14 protein-coding genes, 3 pseudogenes and 1 riboswitch are annotated in these 15,638 nt (G+C 34.6%); of the genes and pseudogenes, 7 read left to right on the top strand and 10 right to left on the bottom strand.

Going from position 1 to position 15,638, the window contains the following annotated elements; all coding sequences use genetic code 11:
* Positions 1-12: 12 nt before the first annotated feature.
* Together CO726_RS05660 and CO726_RS05655 are read right to left on the bottom strand one after the other, a co-directional pair.
* Positions 13-951, bottom strand: coding sequence for an aminoglycoside phosphotransferase family protein (locus tag CO726_RS05660; RefSeq protein WP_099683602.1), 939 nt, complete (start codon positions 949-951; stop codon positions 13-15).
* A gap of 14 nt (positions 952-965) precedes the next feature.
* A complete protein-coding gene (locus CO726_RS05655) occupies positions 966-1,763 on the bottom strand; it encodes a VOC family protein (protein WP_099683601.1) in 798 nt (265 codons plus the stop codon).
* A 98-nt stretch (positions 1,764-1,861) separates the two neighbouring features.
* On the opposite strand from CO726_RS05655, the gene CO726_RS05650 reads away from it, so the two are divergent.
* Positions 1,862-2,872 (top strand): sulfite exporter TauE/SafE family protein, encoded by a 1,011-nt coding sequence (locus tag CO726_RS05650; protein WP_136699407.1) that lies wholly within the window; start codon positions 1,862-1,864, stop codon positions 2,870-2,872.
* A 39-nt stretch (positions 2,873-2,911) separates the two neighbouring features.
* On the opposite strand, the gene CO726_RS05645 is transcribed toward CO726_RS05650, so the two are convergent.
* Positions 2,912-3,361, bottom strand: a complete 450-nt coding sequence (locus CO726_RS05645) for a GNAT family N-acetyltransferase (RefSeq protein ID WP_099683599.1) — start codon at positions 3,359-3,361, stop codon at positions 2,912-2,914.
* 322 nt (positions 3,362-3,683) lie between these two features.
* Positions 3,684-3,877: riboswitch (Lysine riboswitch) on the top strand.
* Positions 3,878-3,989: 112 nt separating this feature from the next.
* On the opposite strand from CO726_RS05645, the gene CO726_RS05640 reads away from it, so the two are divergent.
* The 3 genes and pseudogenes from CO726_RS05640 to CO726_RS05630 all read left to right on the top strand — a co-directional run.
* Positions 3,990-5,456, top strand: coding sequence for an amino acid permease (locus CO726_RS05640; protein WP_099683598.1), 1,467 nt, complete (start codon positions 3,990-3,992; stop codon positions 5,454-5,456).
* Between the two features lie 113 nt (positions 5,457-5,569).
* Positions 5,570-5,875 (top strand): iron-sulfur cluster biosynthesis family protein, encoded by a 306-nt coding sequence (locus CO726_RS05635; protein WP_136699405.1) that lies wholly within the window; start codon positions 5,570-5,572, stop codon positions 5,873-5,875.
* A 33-nt stretch (positions 5,876-5,908) separates the two neighbouring features.
* Positions 5,909-6,121, top strand: a pseudogene (locus CO726_RS05630) (hypothetical protein); the annotation flags it as partial.
* 256 nt (positions 6,122-6,377) lie between these two features.
* Here CO726_RS05630 and CO726_RS05625 read toward each other — a convergent pair.
* Complete coding sequence (locus CO726_RS05625; RefSeq protein ID WP_099683596.1) at positions 6,378-7,157, bottom strand: MerR family transcriptional regulator; 780 nt, start codon at positions 7,155-7,157, stop codon at positions 6,378-6,380.
* Between the two features lie 361 nt (positions 7,158-7,518).
* Between CO726_RS05625 and CO726_RS05620 the strand changes: the two genes are divergently transcribed.
* Complete coding sequence (locus CO726_RS05620; RefSeq protein ID WP_099683595.1) at positions 7,519-8,280, top strand: class I SAM-dependent methyltransferase; 762 nt, start codon at positions 7,519-7,521, stop codon at positions 8,278-8,280.
* A gap of 52 nt (positions 8,281-8,332) precedes the next feature.
* Here CO726_RS05620 and CO726_RS05615 read toward each other — a convergent pair.
* Together CO726_RS05615 and CO726_RS05610 are read right to left on the bottom strand one after the other, a co-directional pair.
* Positions 8,333-9,459: pseudogene (locus tag CO726_RS05615) on the bottom strand (hypothetical protein).
* Between the two features lie 105 nt (positions 9,460-9,564).
* A complete protein-coding gene (locus tag CO726_RS05610; protein WP_136699401.1) occupies positions 9,565-10,116 on the bottom strand; it encodes an NUDIX hydrolase in 552 nt (183 codons plus the stop codon).
* 139 nt (positions 10,117-10,255) lie between these two features.
* Between CO726_RS05610 and CO726_RS05600 the strand changes: the two are divergent.
* Positions 10,256-10,462 (top strand): annotated as a pseudogene (locus CO726_RS05600) (CmcI family methyltransferase); the annotation flags it as partial.
* Between the two features lie 35 nt (positions 10,463-10,497).
* On the opposite strand, the gene lepB reads toward CO726_RS05600, so the two are convergent.
* Both lepB and CO726_RS05590 read right to left on the bottom strand, forming a co-directional pair.
* Positions 10,498-11,019, bottom strand: coding sequence for a signal peptidase I (lepB, locus tag CO726_RS05595; RefSeq protein WP_099683593.1), 522 nt, complete (start codon positions 11,017-11,019; stop codon positions 10,498-10,500).
* 82 nt (positions 11,020-11,101) lie between these two features.
* On the bottom strand, positions 11,102-13,255 hold the full coding sequence (locus CO726_RS05590; RefSeq protein WP_099683592.1) for a peptidoglycan D,D-transpeptidase FtsI family protein: 2,154 nt from the start codon (positions 13,253-13,255) through the stop codon (positions 11,102-11,104).
* Between the two features lie 291 nt (positions 13,256-13,546).
* Here CO726_RS05590 and CO726_RS05585 point away from each other — a divergent pair, with 291 nt between their 5' ends.
* Positions 13,547-14,128: a hypothetical protein gene (locus CO726_RS05585; RefSeq protein ID WP_099683591.1), complete on the top strand. Its 582-nt coding sequence runs from the start codon at positions 13,547-13,549 to the stop codon at positions 14,126-14,128.
* Positions 14,129-14,182: 54 nt separating this feature from the next.
* Here CO726_RS05585 and CO726_RS05580 read toward each other — a convergent pair whose 3' ends face one another.
* Complete coding sequence (locus tag CO726_RS05580; RefSeq protein ID WP_136699399.1) at positions 14,183-14,911, bottom strand: NAD-dependent protein deacylase; 729 nt, start codon at positions 14,909-14,911, stop codon at positions 14,183-14,185.
* Positions 14,912-14,986: 75 nt separating this feature from the next.
* Entirely contained in the window at positions 14,987-15,634 is a 648-nt protein-coding gene (pcp, locus tag CO726_RS05575) for a pyroglutamyl-peptidase I (RefSeq protein ID WP_099683589.1), read from the bottom strand.
* Positions 15,635-15,638 lie beyond the last annotated feature (4 nt).

The following is a 15,638-nucleotide window of genomic DNA, read 5'->3' as shown; positions in this document are numbered from 1 at the left end:
TGAATCCCTCCGTTATTTATTGTTTATTATATCTATATGATGTGATTGGTACCATTTTGGAATATAGGATGAAAATTGATTATGATCTTCTAAAATTCCCTTTAACCTTTCCTTCATATCATCTACTAAATGCGGCGTGCTTCGGTTTGTCCATACGATATCCGCTGGGAATGTCATTGCTGCATATAATGAGTACAGTTCCCAAAAATGAAGCGATGGTTCGCCTTCGCAATAACCGTGAACTTGTCCAACCGCAAATGGTTTGCTTATTCTTGTAGTAAAAATCGCGACATTATAAAAATCGTGTATTGGATCGCCAAAATCATATCCACCAAAATCGATAACGATAAATTCCTTATTATGAATCATACTATTTGCTGGATGGAAGTCATCGTGTAAAAATGTGATTGGACGATTTTTTAATAAGTCTTTATGATTTTCTACAAAGGTTAATACTGGCTTCAAATTTAGAAAATCCACTTCGTAATCTGCTAATACCTCTATGTATCTTTCGTATTTATTCCATCTAGATGTTTCCCATTTACTACTTGCGCTTTCTTTTTCTATCGAGTGAATCCTCTTTAATACTTCTCCAGCTTTTCTTCCTGCATTATACTGTTCCTCCACCGATAGCTTCCCTAAACCTTCTTGACCATTTACACCTTGGGCCCATTCAAATACTTGAACACATTTATTTAATTCCTCAAGTTTTATAAAATGAATTAATTTGGGCGTTGGAATATGTAATGACTCTAATTGTTTCATATACGTATATTCTTCTTGTTTACGTTCAAAATGAACAGCATCACATACTTTCACAAAATATGTTACTCTATTTTCTAATTCTATTTTATATTTCTCTTCATGTGAAAAACCTTTTGAAATAGCTGTACACTTTACAATACGAGGCCATTCTAGTTTTCTCTCTATCTCTCTAAGCATTTCTTCCAAGCCATTCACCTCTATTAATATATGTACAAACTACCTAACACTTCATGCTCTCGTTTATTTTCTCCTTTAAATTCTACTGCAAATGGATATTCACCACAATTCTTCAAACGTTCTAGTACTAACCCCTCTCCAATTGGTTCGCAAAACTGTACATGAATGTCACCAAACGATACGCTTTGACACTTGGCATTCCATTTTTCATTTTTTACGACTGAGCTTGCAGTTAGCTCCATTGTTTCTTTCCATTTCCGCACCGTTTCTCGAACATTTTTTACTGCGTAATGGATTGTTTTAATTTGTTTTACTTTGTTTTTATGTTCAGTAATCGTCCCAATGTTGCGTAAATCGTTTCTTCTTTCTTCGTCCGTTTCATTCCACTGTATAAAGAAAGGTAATTTCGGTCCGTTCTCTTCTTGCTTTACAAATAACATTTTCCATTGTAAAAGGCGGCCATCTTTTCTCATACGTTTCCCTTCAAATGGTCCTATCGTATGCAAACCATGCTTACTAAACTTTACTGCTAGCTCTTCAATTGCATCTGTTCGAATTGCGATTTGTAGCATACCTTCTCCATCTTGTAATTTCACTACCGTTTCTTGTACTAACGGATTGTCTGCTTTTTTCGCTTTTTCTTCATGGTGAACCGCTAAAAATTCTATATATGATAAATCAAAATAACATAAACTATTCCAAGTACCCCAGTTCGTATGCTCTCCCCCTAGTGCAGTATGAAACCCACGATCCTGCATTTGTTTTGCCGCTTCTTCCGGTGTACAATGCACTACGTGAACAAGATGATCAAATCGTAACATGTCTTTCTCCCCTTTCTCTCCATCCTTTTATTGTATATTTTATTTTTCTTTCATTCAATTCAAAAAACTTTAAAACCTAGTTGATTTATACGATTAATATGTATTATAATGAAACAAATTTAATTATTGCTGATTGGAAAAACCAAAGGCACTTTTCTCATACAGGAAAGGTGCCTTTTTCATTTATTATTACAGGGGGATTATTTATGCAGAAATTAATTGTCTTTGCTATTATTGGATTTTTCGCTCAATTAATCGATGGAGCGCTTGGAATGGCGTACGGGGTAACATCTACCTCGCTTTTACTAATGTTTGGTATCGCACCAGCCGTCGCTTCCGCTTCTGTTCACTTAGCTGAAGTCGTTACAACCGCGGCTTCTGGTGCATCTCACATCAAATTTGGAAACGTTGATAAATATACCGTTTCCAGGCTTACATTACCGGGAGCAATTGGTGCATTTGTTGGGGCATGTTTTTTAAGTAATTTACCTGGTGATATAATTAAACCGTACATTTCCGTCTTTTTATTTACTTTAGGAGTTTATATTTTATTACGATTCATCATTCAAAAACAAATTGTCACTTCAAATAAACGTATGTCTGCCAAACAGCTTGTTCCGCTTGGCTTATTCGCTGGATTCGTTGATTCAACTGGTGGTGGTGGCTGGGGTCCAATTACGACACCTGTACTTTTAGCAAGAGGAAACGAAGCTAGAAAAGTTATCGGATCTGTAGATACGAGTGAGTTTCCTGTTTCACTCGCTGCAACAATCGGATTTTTCATTTCACTTGGCTGGGAACAAGTAAGCTGGGTTTGGGTATTTTCTCTCATGCTAGGTGGTATTGTGGCGGCACCAATCGCTGCATGGCTAGTACGCATTGTTCCTTCTCATTTACTTGGCGTATTAGTTGGTGGCCTTATTATCTTTACAAATATTCGTACACTGCTTACTACATTTAAAGTGGATCCAACTATTATTTCGCTTTCTTACGTGGCAGTTGGTCTTGTCGTTATTATTTCTATTTTCATTGCTGTTCGTAATCATTCCAATCGCTCTAACGCATCGACAGCTGGATATCCGAATGATCAAAAACAAATGCTACCTTAACGATAAAAATACCGCCCGATATACTTCGAGCGGTATTTTTTATTTTTCTATTTTCCAATTAATCATTGTTTCTGTAGTACCCATTCTCTTCATATGTAATTTCTCTAATACACGAATCGAGCTTTCGTTTTCAAGAAGTGTCTCCGCAATAATCATTTCTACCTCTCCAGTTTGAAAAGCCCAGTTTATTAATTCTCTTACAGCTTCTGTCGCATACCCTTTATTCCAATATTTCTCAATAAATCCGTAACCCACTTCTACTGTATGTTCCTCATTTGGTTTTCCTTTAAACCCTATATCACCTAGAACGACATCATCTTCTTTTCGAATGACATACCAGGCGCCCCAAGGTAATAAAGTCGCATCCTGTTTTACATTTTCTACATGCCCTACAATATGTGGTCCACTATTATATCCTTGCTCGTTAGCAACGTGAATACTCTCTTCCGTGCACGGCATTATATAGAGCCTTTCTGTTTCTAATTTCATTTTGATTTCCCCTTTTTTACTTAAACGTTACTCTAATTATAACAAAAAATATGACCTTATTATGAATGTCGAATTATATTTTCTGAATTTTCTTTTAATTTTTGAAGGGTTTTTCAATATTTTTTGCGAAACATTTGTATAACAATTTTTTCTTTGCTTATTGTTACATAATAGTAGGTTCGGGTGGAGTTTTGCAAGCGTTTCCTAAACAATAACCGATATTTTTTGACTTTTCCTAACAAAATATCTTGCAATATATTCAGAAAGTCATTACAATTGCCATATATTAAAAATCTTAGCAATATATAAATCCTCATCAATCCGATGAGGTAGAGGTTGCGACTTTTAAGAGTAAAACGGACGAGACACAGAGAATGTCAGCTGACTCCGTTTGAAAGGAAAAGTTGCCGAAGTTTATATTTCTTCTCTGGAAATATGAGCTGGGGCTGTCTCCGAAAGGAACAGAACTGTCACGTTTACAAAATTACCGTGTAAACGTGGGGTGCTATCTTAACGGAAGGGTATGATGGGGTGGTTATTTGTGAAACGTTCCGCCAAATTCCTTTGGCGGTTTTTTGTATTTTTCTCCCCCGCTCCTTCCTATCTTACAAGAAAAGGAGTGTTGAACATGAATAGCGCAACGAATCAAACTACCTCTAAAACAGAAACTACAAAAGGAAAAGGTGAATTAAGACGTGGTCTAAAATCAAGGCACCTTACGATGATTTCTCTCGGTGGTACAATTGGTACCGGACTATTTCTTGCCAGCGGTGGTGTCATCCATACAGCTGGACCTGGTGGTGCGTTAGTTGCATACGCCGCAATTGGAATTATGGTTTACTTTTTAATGACAAGCTTAGCTGAACTCGCAGCTTACATGCCTGTTACTGGATCTTTTAGTACGTACGCAACAAAGTTTGTTGATCCATCACTTGGCTTTGCACTTGGATGGAACTATTGGTATAACTGGGCAATTACTATTGCTGCTGAACTAGCGGCTGTAACATTAATTATGAAATTTTGGTTCCCAGATACCCCTTCCCTCATTTGGAGCGGATTATGTTTAGCTATTATTTTCCTTTTAAACTACTTATCTGTTAAAGGGTTTGGTGAATCTGAATATTGGTTCGCACTTATTAAAGTAGTTACTATTATTATCTTTTTAATTGTCGGCTTTATGATGATTTTCGGAATTATGGGTGGCGAAACTGTTGGCTTCAAAAACTTCACAGTTGCAGATGCACCATTTAACGGCGGTATCATGGCAATTATAGGTGTATTTATGGCAGCTGGTTTCTCATTCCAAGGAACTGAATTGCTTGGGGTAGCTGCTGGTGAAACTTCTGATCCAGAACGTAATATTCCGAAAGCAATTCGTTCAATCTTTTGGCGTATTCTTTTATTCTATATCCTTGCGATTCTCGTTATCGGTTTATTAATTCCTTATACAACTGAAAGCCTTGCCGCAAGTGATGTAACAGTAAGTCCATTTACACTTATTTTTGAAAAAGCGGGCGTTGCCTTTGCTGCTTCTGTTATGAACGCTGTTATTTTAACGGCAGTACTATCTGCTGGTAACTCTGGTATGTATGCATCAACTCGTATGCTTTGGGATTTAGCTCGCCAAGGAAAAGCACCAAAGTTTCTTGGTAAATTAGATAGCCGCGGTGTACCTGTTAACGCGTTAATCGTAACATCAATTGTCGGTAGTATCGCTTTCATTGCTTCTTTATTCGGTGACGGTGTTGTATACATTTGGTTATTAAATGCATCAGGAATGTCTGGTTTTATCGCTTGGGTCGGAATCGCAATTAGTCATTACCGTTTCCGTAAAGCATATATTGCACAAGGAAAAGATTTAAAAGACTTACCATATAGAGCAAAATGGTTCCCGTTCGGACCACTCTTCGCATTTACACTTTGCGTCATCGTAATTTCAGGTCAAAACTACGGCGCATTTATGGGTGAATCAATCGATTGGAACGGTGTACTCGTTTCTTACATCGGTTTACCACTTTTCCTAGTATTATGGTTAGGATATAAATTTACAAAGAAAACAAAAGTCATTCCACTTGATAAATGTGAACTAAAATAAAGTGAAACGAGCAAACAAATTTGTTTGCTCGTTTTTTATTACAAACCTCTTTACTTCCCTATTTCTTCTGTTTTTGCAATAATAAAGGAAATATATATAAAGGTTGGGATTCCATGAACATTCGCATTACTGATGAAGCAAAAGCAGCTATACATAGACTAGAACGTGAAGATAAAAAAAGCGTTCGCATTAGAGGAACAATGACAAACTCTTGTAGTATTTTCGTTGATGTCGATTTAATTTGGGATACATATATTGCAGATGATGTTGTATACGAAGATGCAGACCTTATCGTACAAATGGATTCATTTACGAAAGATTACACTGGTGATACGGTAAAACTTGATTATAAGACGACAGGTTTTAGTATTACGACTCCGAGTGAGACTTTAGTTTATGGATTGTCGATTAAAAAATAAAAATTGCTTTTATTTGACCACTAAGGTGAAAAAATGGGTAAATATGTTCCGTTAAAATTTTTATTTAGCGAAGAATTAGCAGAGAAAATAGCTGATTCTATTTGTAAACACGATCCTAATTTTTCTAAAAGAATCTTTGTGGATTCTGTAACATATAAAGTTAAAAATTTAGAGTTAAAACAACGTATTGAGGTAATTGCAGATGAATTACACAATGCTTTACAAAAAGATTTTAATGCAGCAATTACGAGATAACAAACTTTCTGTTAACCCTTGGATTATAAAATATGGGTTAAGAACGGTAATAAAGAATGATACTTTACCAAAGGATTTTTATTTTTGAGTATTTTAAACAAAAAACGCTTATGCTTCCAACATGAAGTATAAGCGTTTTTTTCTTCTGAATAAAGCAATAACAAACATATTTCCCCCAATATTCCCCTTCTTCAATGAAAGGTCTACAGCATTATTTCGATGAAGTTAAACCACCTACAATTGCTCATTAAATCTCCCCCTCTTCCATTTCTACTTGTTTCATATAATATTCCATCGCTTGATTAAGCCATTTTTGTTCATCTTCTGCGAAAGGCGAAGGTATCATATTTTCAAGCTCTTGCATATCCAGTTCTTCCACACTGGTATTAGCTAACTTTTGTATCAAATCTTCATTAAGAAATGAAAAGGACTCTTCTATATATTCCTTAATCATCTCTTGTACTTTCGAATCCTCTACTGGTTTACCATATAATTGTTTAACCTTGTTAGACAATTGAATAAACGTTTTATCCAAGGCAGCTTTATCTTCTTCTGGTTTCTTTGATAATTCTTCCACGATATCCGTTAACTCATGACGTTTCATCCATTCTTTGTATGTATGTTCTGTATTCATACCGTAAATAAGACTAAATAATACAGTACTATCTACCTCTTCTTCCTCTTCAACTAACTTCATTACTCTTTTAATTGCTTGTATTGATTGCTCAATTTGCTCTTGTTCTCTTTCTAACACTTGTAAATGGAGAGACAAACTTTCATTCAAATCAACGCTAAAACTTGTTTCGTGTAACAAATTAGCGACTTTATCTAGACTATAGCCTAGAAATTTTAGACTTAAAATTTTTTGTAAGGTTATAATATCTTGATACTTATAAATGCGGTGCCCTGAAGAAGGATTCTTTTCTGGTTGTAATAACCCGATTTCATCATAGTAATGCAAAGTAGGAATTGATATTCCCGTTTTTTTTGAGAATTCTCCAATAGAAAACTTTTTATCCTTATTCATCTAAATCCCCCTATTAAAAGTATAAATTCATTATAAAACCTAAAGTAACTAGAGGTTCAAGGCGAAATCTAAAAAAATTCAAAAATGTTGAAGTGCATATAATCAATATGTATTGCACTATCCCATGTAATGGCCCAATTACTGAATAGGATAAATGGCAGTTTTCAAACAACTACCTTCCCTCATAAATTCAAAGGACTTTCACTTACTTATCCCGAATATATAAATAATCATTCTCGTAAGGGGCGAATTTATATGAATCTATTCGAACACGAAACATAAAACCGTTCCACTTTAATAAGAGGTCCTCCCTTTTTCTTTTCTCATCATTTCATTCATTAAAAAATAGGAGGACAAAATTATGAAACGTGATCCATTATTTTTAACTTTATTAGAAAGTGCAAATACACATTTTAGCGGTTGGGATTTTTCTTTCATTTCAGAGACGGGTCGAATGAAGAGCGAGCCTTTATCTTGGTCATACGGCAGCACTGCTTTCCAGCTTATGCAGCATGCAGAATCAATGCTAGATATGGGAACTGGCGGCGGAGAGTTTCTATCTATGTTACAACCTTTCCCGTCAAATATTTATGCGACTGAGGGTTATGCTCCAAATGTGCCAATTGCTCGAAAGAAATTAGAGCCTTTAGGGGTTACCGTTGTAGAAGTGACCGATGATACTGCATTACCATTTCAAAATGAGCAGTTTGATTTCATTATGAATCAACATGAATCCTATTCTGCTTCTGAGGTAAATAGAATACTTTCTCCAAATGGCATTTTTCTTACACAACAAGTTGGCGGTCTTGATTGCGCTGAACTTAATGAGCAATTAGGCACACCACTAAATAGCGAATTTACAAGTTGGTCTCTTGAAACTGCATGTAGTACGTTAATGGAAAATGGATTTACTATCTTAGAAGCAAAAGAAGAGTTCCCTTTTCAACGTTTTTATGATATTGGCGCTATCGTCTATTATTTAAAAGCGATTCCGTGGCAAATTCCTGATTTTACTGTCGAAGGTTACTTTGAGGAATTATATCGTATACATGAAATCATCTTGCAAAAAGGGTATTTTGATGTGAAGCAACATCGCTTTATGATTAAGGCGATTCACAGCTAGCAAAAAGGAGGTGGCAAAACCACCTCCTTTTTGCTCCGTTTACGTATGTTCTCTACTCTTTCACAATAAGAAAAGTTATATCATCCCACTTCTTATCTAATTGTAAGTAGTCTTTTCAATACTAGCCCCTGTTAACAGATCATATCCTTCAATCTCAGCTACCAATTGTTTCGTTTTACTCTTTGGATTCATATCTTTGTATAAGACGTATAACTTGTTACCATGTACTTGTATATCAGAAATCCCTTTGTCCTCTCTAGTGATTTTTGTATTTTTGTCACTTTGTAATGAATATGTACGTATGATGTTTAAATTCTCATCTAACTCTTTGATTTTCTCATCATTATTTAAAATATACACCTTATTATCAATCACCTGTACTAGAACAGGTATGAATTGCTTTTCATCTAATATTGTTTCTTTTTCTACTACTCTAGTCTTCGTATTTACCATAATTAATTTAGGTGGTAACTTTTGATTTACATTATCACTTAGTACGAATAATAATTTATCTTTATACTTTTGAAAAATTATTTTTTGAGCAGTTGGTGCAAAATACACATTTTCATTAGGAATTTCAAATTCGTTTGTTTTTTCATTTGTAGCCAAATCTATTTCTGAAATATATACTTTGTCTAGCGTTTGTGAAAATGCGTATATATGATTCTCAATAATATGCGCATCTTGAATCGTTCCCTTTAGTTCTACACTTTCTTGTCTTTTGTCACTATCTTTCCAATATACAAGTTCACTTGTATATCCCTTCTTTTCGTCTACCAATCCAATGTTCACATCATAATATACATATCCTTGCTCTGCATGAATGAAATATGCCCCTGCGTTTACATCTTGTAATTCTTTAGGTCTATTGATCCCTTGTACCTTACCTGTCTTATTAATGGCATAATGATTGTTGTTTCTATTCGATGAGAAGTAGTACCCCTCCCCATCTTTTGCATTACTCATTATACTTTGGCCATCCACTTCTATTTTACTAATCTCATTTCCTTTCTTATCATATGCATATATGTAACCACCTTTTTTCATTGCATTTGAATAGGAAACGAGATAATCTGCTTTTTGAATATTTTTAAGTTCTTTATCATTTTGAGAACAGGCTCCAAAAAGGAACATCGTACATATAACGATTATGACCAATGCATTGTATTTCTGAAACATATAATCACCTCGCATATATAACGAGAGCAATCAGCATTTTTATACTGATTGCTCTATTAAAATATTCTCTACTAGATTATAAGATTGATTGTTTTCGTATTTTTTCTATTGAGAAATGTGTTGTTTTTCATACCACTTGTTCGCATCATCTTCTGTCAAAAATGAAGTTGTGTAATTAATAATATTCCGGTTATCATATGTAAATATATGCTCTAATTTATTTTCTTCTTTTAATATTATTGGTAAGTACCTTGGTAAATTGCTAACTACACCTCTATTGTCACTATCTAATATCCAATCAATTTCTTTCCATTCTAACAATCCTTCCGCCGTACTTAATGGCGTGTCCATATGTACTCCATCTGGCAGATCAGCAAAGAATACATACATTCCTTCACTACCCCAAGGCTCGTCCTTACTTTTAAAAACCACATTCCCTTTATACGTTACACTTGGAAAATCTATGCCTGTTTCCTCAAGCGTTTCTCTAATTATTCCTTCATATGGCGTTTCATTATCTTCTATTTTCCCTCCGACACCATTCCACATCCCCATATTCGGCTTTTTATTTCTATTTAATAGCAGTATTTTATCGCTTTTTCTAATAAAACAAATTGTGTACTTGTACATACGATCATTTCCTTTCATTTTCCACATGAGTTATTTGGCTTATTTTCAAGTAAAAACACTCGCCTTACAATTCCTTACCACATAGTATATAGTGCAACTTTCATGTGTAAACACTTTACGTCAAACGAGAGAATCCTTTTTAGAAAGGAGAATTTAAACTCGATAATATAAATCTATTGTCACTACTGGAAGTTATATGATTGTAGAAGATACCTCTATTAATGGAAATCCGCTTCTTCCCGATTGGGGTCCTGGCCCGATGGAAGCTGTGGATGAGTTTTTAGCTAAAAACAATAACTTCATAATCGATGAATCTAAGCATAAGTTTTTCATATCGTTTAATCCAAAAGGTTTTTTAAAGAAAATAAAGTGAAACGTTAATAAGTGGGGGTTTTGCACATCCCCCACTTATTCTATGATTTTCATTTTTGAAAAAGGATAATACACAAATTCCACCTTGCCAATTATGTTATCTTCTTCAATATATCCTAAACCGTTTCGGCTATCTCTACTAAGTTCACGATTATCGCCCATTACAAATAACTTATTTGGCGGAATTTTTGTCTTTTGAAAGTTATAAAACACTTGCGTATTATTGAATAAATCTTTATTTGTATACGGCTCTTCTTGCTTTGTATCATTAACATATACTGTTCCATTCGTTATGTTAATTACGTCACCAGGAAGTCCTATTACTCGTTTCACATAATATTTCGACTCATCCTCTTCCTTTATAATGACTATTTCTCCGTGCTGTAAATTAGAAAAATGTACGGCTGCTTTATTTACAAATACGTAGTCTTCCTCAAATAAAGTCGGTTGCATCGATTTCCCTTCCACTTTACATAAAGTAAAAGAATGATAGGCTATTACCAAAACAAACACAAAGAATATGTATTTCCCCCAACCTCTCTTAATCTCCTGTTTCATATCCATTCCCACCTTATTCAAACGCTTTTTAATTCAAAAAATATATCACTGCACAATATGTCTCAATGCAGTGATACTTTTTTTACTGGGCCTTTTTCGGCTGTTCTACTGGGACTGGATTTCCATTTACTCTTTTCGCTTTCAAGTCAAAATACGCATCCAAAATCTCTTTACCAATCGCGGAATTAATTCCGGATTTATCATCATTCACCCATGGTACAACAACTGAAAAAGCTACTTCCGGATCAGCATCATATGGTGCATAACCGGCAAGAGTTAAATTATAACATTTTTTTCGGTTATAGTTTTCATCTCTTCCAATATCACTTTCTCCGCCATACACTGTCTCTGCTGTTCCTGTTTTTCCAGCTGGTTTATACGGTAATCCTTTAAACGTTCCAGCACCTGTTCCATCAGTTTCTTGAAATACTCTTCTAAACCCTTCTTTTACATGATTAATGTACGAAGTATCCATATCCACTCGATTTAAAATAACAGGCTCTATCGAACGAATAACTTTTCCAACATCCTCTGGTCTATTTGGTTGTTCTCTTACTTCTTGTACAATTTGCGGTTTCATTCGGTAGCCACCATTTGCAATTGTTGAAACGTATTGAGCAAGTTGAAGTGGCGTATATGTATCGTACTGTCCAATCGCATAATCAAGTAAAAAACCAGGTATGTTATCCGTTCTACCCATTTGACCAATCGATTCATTCGGCAAGTCAATACCAGTCGGTACACCTAAGCCAAATTGTCTAAAATAGTAGCGCATTGTATTAAATGTCTCTTGTCTAATGTCTAACGGATTATTTGGCACATAATTTATACCCGCCATTTTTAATGCAGTATTAAACATATAAACGTTTGATGAAACTTGTAAAGCTCTTAAATCATCAATATCACCAAATTCTTTCCACGATTTCTTTGGCTTAGAACTTCCTTTAAAATACATTGGTGCATCAAAGAAATGCGTATACGGCTTAATAGTTTCAGTTTGATATCCAGCTAATAACGTAGCCCCTTTTACAGTTGACCCTAATTCATAAGAACTTGTCATCGTTCCTAATGCGTAATCTTCTATTTGCATCCCGCCATCTTTATTTACAATTTTCTTTCCTGCCATCGATAAAATTTGACCGTTTTTCGGGTTCATCATTACAACGAACGCACGATCCATCATCGGCTCTGCAGAATGGAATGCTCGTAAATTCTTCTCAAGGCTTTCCTCTACTTTTTTCTGTAAATCCATGTCCACGGTTAACATTAAATTATTTCCACTTTTTCCTTCAGTCACTTTTTCAGTTCGAATAATATTCCCTGTTTTATCTGTAATATTTCTAGTCTGTTCTTTCGTTCCATGTAATGCATCTTCGTATTGTTTTTCGATGTAACTCTTACCAATACGATCATTTCTGTTATAATCACGGACTAAGTAATAATCTAATTGTTCTCTTGGCAATCCTTCATTTTCAGTAGACACGCTCCCAAGGATAGAACGAAGTATTTTATCATTTGGGTATTCACGTTCCCAATCGACTGTCGTATCTACTCCTGGCAAGCTTGCCAATCTTTCACTAACGATCGCATATTCATTTTGACTTACATCTTTTTTAACGATTTGCGGCGTCATTTTATATCCCGCATTCATTCTACTTTTAATTGCTAGTACTTCTAGATCCTCTTTTGAAAGTTCACTTAATTCTTCTTGTGTAATTCTTTCCCTGCGTAACTCTTCTACTTTTTTATCTAATTCTTTCCCTTCTATCTCTTGCTTCCTAAATGTATTTTCATCTTCCTTCGTTACTTTTGCTGCTGCCCGCTTTTCATTTAACTGCATCCAAAAATCTTTTTTATCTGTTTCTGTTAACTTATTTATATCTTCTGGCGACATTTCAATTAGCTGCGCTAAACTTCTTGCCACTTGTAAAACTTCTTTCGAGTCTACTCCTTTCATTTTCGTATACGTAACGGTTCGTAACGGTTTATTATTTACAATCACATGCCCTTGCCGATCAAACATTTTCCCCCTAGGAACAGGAGTGCTTACCGTTACATCTTCTTTTTTGTTCACTTCATTTCTATACGTTTCTCCATCAATGATTTGTACTTTACCTAATTGAATTATAATAGCTGAAAATAAAAGAAAGACGATAAAAAATAGTACATTCAACCGAAATGGAATATGAGTCTTTTTCTTTTTCGATTGTTTCTTCTGCTCCTTTTTCTGTCTCATTTCGCTCCCTCGCTTCATTCTATTAACATTTCTACATGGAACCATTATGTATCAAATTTATTTATATGATATATATAGAATTTTATATTAATTACAAAAGAAATAAAAGATTTAATTTTCAGTATTTTCATTTTCACTCCCTATTTATTACCATTCCCCTTATTCAGTAATAACATGAATGGTATTCTAAAAGAAAGATTTTAAGTAATTGGATTTTTGTACCATTCACTTTCATTTCTTTGTATACTTAAGAAATAAATCAATAAAAGACATTACTAAGGAGAAAATGAAATGACAGATTCATTTACAATACATACTAATACGTCATATTGTTTAAACTTTATGATTTATATTCAAAATATTTATCTCAACCAAAAAGAGAAAAAAGAAAGTTTGCGGTTTCCTTACATAGCAAGAAAATTTAATTTCACTAATGACTTTGAAGCGAATTTCAAAGAATTATGGCATACACTTCGCAAACAAATTGCTAACGACAAATATGATTCACAAATTTTTCATGAGGAAAATCATATCTTTTATGAGAAGCTTTTTGACACTCATTTATGTAATGAGAAATCCTTTAAAGAGTTAATATGTAGTTTTAAAGTATGGTGGACTAGCATAGTAGGTCAGCTTTCATTAGAACATTCTGTAGATAAGTATGTGCAACAACTTTATAACGATTTAGTTTTATACTTAAAACAAAACCAAATAGAGCCTTTACAACAGCTACACATTAGCTTACTTTATGACGATTGTGTATTCGCTAAAGATAATATTACTTCTTACTCTGCCATTTTACCTACGCAACACTTTCTTATGAATTATAGAGATGTGGTTACTACATTATCGACATGTTTTCATGTGGCTTAAAACAGCGATTACTCAAATAAAAAACTGAGGTAGATACCTCAGTTTTTTGATAATTTATTTCATTGAAGATAACCCTTCAACAAATTCACCAATCTTATTTTGAAAAACATAATCAAAGTTATATTCCTGTCCTGTTAACTCTTCATTTACTAAAATTGTCGTTGCTCCTACTTCTCTCTTTGCAATTTGCGGGAATGAAGCAACAGGTTGCACTTTTAATGAAGTTCCCATAACGATAAGCACATCTGTTTCATATAAACGTTTTATCGCATTTTGATATTGCGGCAGTGTATCTCCGTATAAAACAACGTCTGGATTTAAAATAAAATTACACTTCCCGCAGCGCGGCACCTCATGATCAATCATATACTGCAAATCATATCCCGCTTTACACTTCGGACAATGTGCTGTTTGAAGTGTTCCGTGTAAATCAATGACATGCTTACTACCGCCTACTTGATGTAAACCGTCAATATTTTGCGTTAAAATCGTAATATCTTTCCCTTGTTCTTCTAACTCAGCTAAAAAGCGATGCCCATGATTTGGTTTATATTGATGAAACGTATTAATTTGAAATATTTCTTTATAATGCTTCCAAAATTCTTTGGGACTTCTGTTATAGTATCCTCTTGACAAGTACATTTCCACATTCGCATCAGCGTACAATCCATTTGCTGAACGAAAATCTGGGATACCACTTTCTGTACTTGCACCAGCGCCTGTTAATACTGTAATTTTCTTCTCTTTTTCTAAAATTGAACGAATTTCTTCATATTGCTGCACAAAAATCACCTCTATGTATATTGCTATACTTATTATACCAGTTGTTTACAGGAGGTGTTGGATGATTCGGTTTATTTAATGCGTCGTGCCACCAATTTCTACAATATCTACCTCAACTGTCATCGTTACCTCAATTGCCAATTCTATCCCTTTACTAATAGTAGAAAGTGACATACTCGGTTGCCCTGGATAATTGCTCGCTTGTTCTGGTAAGAACGGTATATGAACAAATCCTCCTTTTATTTTCTTATCATGTTTCTCTAGTTCATGCATGAGACCATAGAATAAATGATTACAAACGAATGTACCTGCTGATTGTGAAACAGAAGCTGGTATGCCTTCTTCTTGAAGTCTTTTTACAATTGCTTTCATCGGAAGCGTAGACCAATAGGCAGCTGGTCCTTCTTCTACAACTGGTACATCTACCGGCTGATTCCCTTCATTGTCAGCAATTCTTGCATCATCAATATTAATTGCGACACGCTCTATCGTAATATCTGGTCTGCCCCCAGCTTGTCCGATACACATAATTATTTCTGGGTTTAGTTCTTTTATATACTCTTTTAACACGCTTATTGATTTATGAAATACAGTTGGTACTTGTTTACTAATAATCTTGTATTCTCCCACTGTTTTTTCATGTAAACTTTTTGCGACTTCCCAAGCTGGATTAATGCTTTCTCCGCCAAACGGATCGAACCCTGTTAATAATACTGTTTTCATAGTT

Origin of the sequence: Bacillus fungorum, assembly GCF_002746455.1 — a bacterium.
GTDB lineage: Bacteria > Bacillota > Bacilli > Bacillales > Bacillaceae_G > Bacillus_A > Bacillus_A fungorum.
Note: the sequence above shows the minus strand (reverse complement) of the source record. Positions and strands in the feature narration are given on the sequence as shown.

What these genes read in the sequence shown, in the direction of transcription:
- CO726_RS05655 (WP_099683601.1), bottom strand. Translation starts at nt 1,763, where the DNA reads ATGTTACGATTTGATCATCTTGTTCACGTAGTGCATTGTACACCGGAA.
- CO726_RS05650 (WP_136699407.1), top strand. Translation starts at nt 1,862, where the DNA reads ATGTATTATAATGAAACAAATTTAATTATTGCTGATTGGAAAAACCAA.
- CO726_RS05645 (WP_099683599.1), bottom strand. Translation starts at nt 3,361, where the DNA reads ATGAAATTAGAAACAGAAAGGCTCTATATAATGCCGTGCACGGAAGAG.
- CO726_RS05640 (WP_099683598.1), top strand. Translation starts at nt 3,990, where the DNA reads ATGAATAGCGCAACGAATCAAACTACCTCTAAAACAGAAACTACAAAA.
- CO726_RS05635 (WP_136699405.1), top strand. Translation starts at nt 5,570, where the DNA reads ATGAACATTCGCATTACTGATGAAGCAAAAGCAGCTATACATAGACTA.
- CO726_RS05625 (WP_099683596.1), bottom strand. Translation starts at nt 7,157, where the DNA reads ATGAATAAGGATAAAAAGTTTTCTATTGGAGAATTCTCAAAAAAAACG.
- CO726_RS05620 (WP_099683595.1), top strand. Translation starts at nt 7,519, where the DNA reads ATGAAACGTGATCCATTATTTTTAACTTTATTAGAAAGTGCAAATACA.
- CO726_RS05610 (WP_136699401.1), bottom strand. Translation starts at nt 10,116, where the DNA reads ATGTGGAAAATGAAAGGAAATGATCGTATGTACAAGTACACAATTTGT.
- lepB (WP_099683593.1), bottom strand. Translation starts at nt 11,019, where the DNA reads ATGAAACAGGAGATTAAGAGAGGTTGGGGGAAATACATATTCTTTGTG.
- CO726_RS05590 (WP_099683592.1), bottom strand. Translation starts at nt 13,255, where the DNA reads ATGAGACAGAAAAAGGAGCAGAAGAAACAATCGAAAAAGAAAAAGACT.
- CO726_RS05585 (WP_099683591.1), top strand. Translation starts at nt 13,547, where the DNA reads ATGACAGATTCATTTACAATACATACTAATACGTCATATTGTTTAAAC.
- pcp (WP_099683589.1), bottom strand. Translation starts at nt 15,634, where the DNA reads ATGAAAACAGTATTATTAACAGGGTTCGATCCGTTTGGCGGAGAAAGC.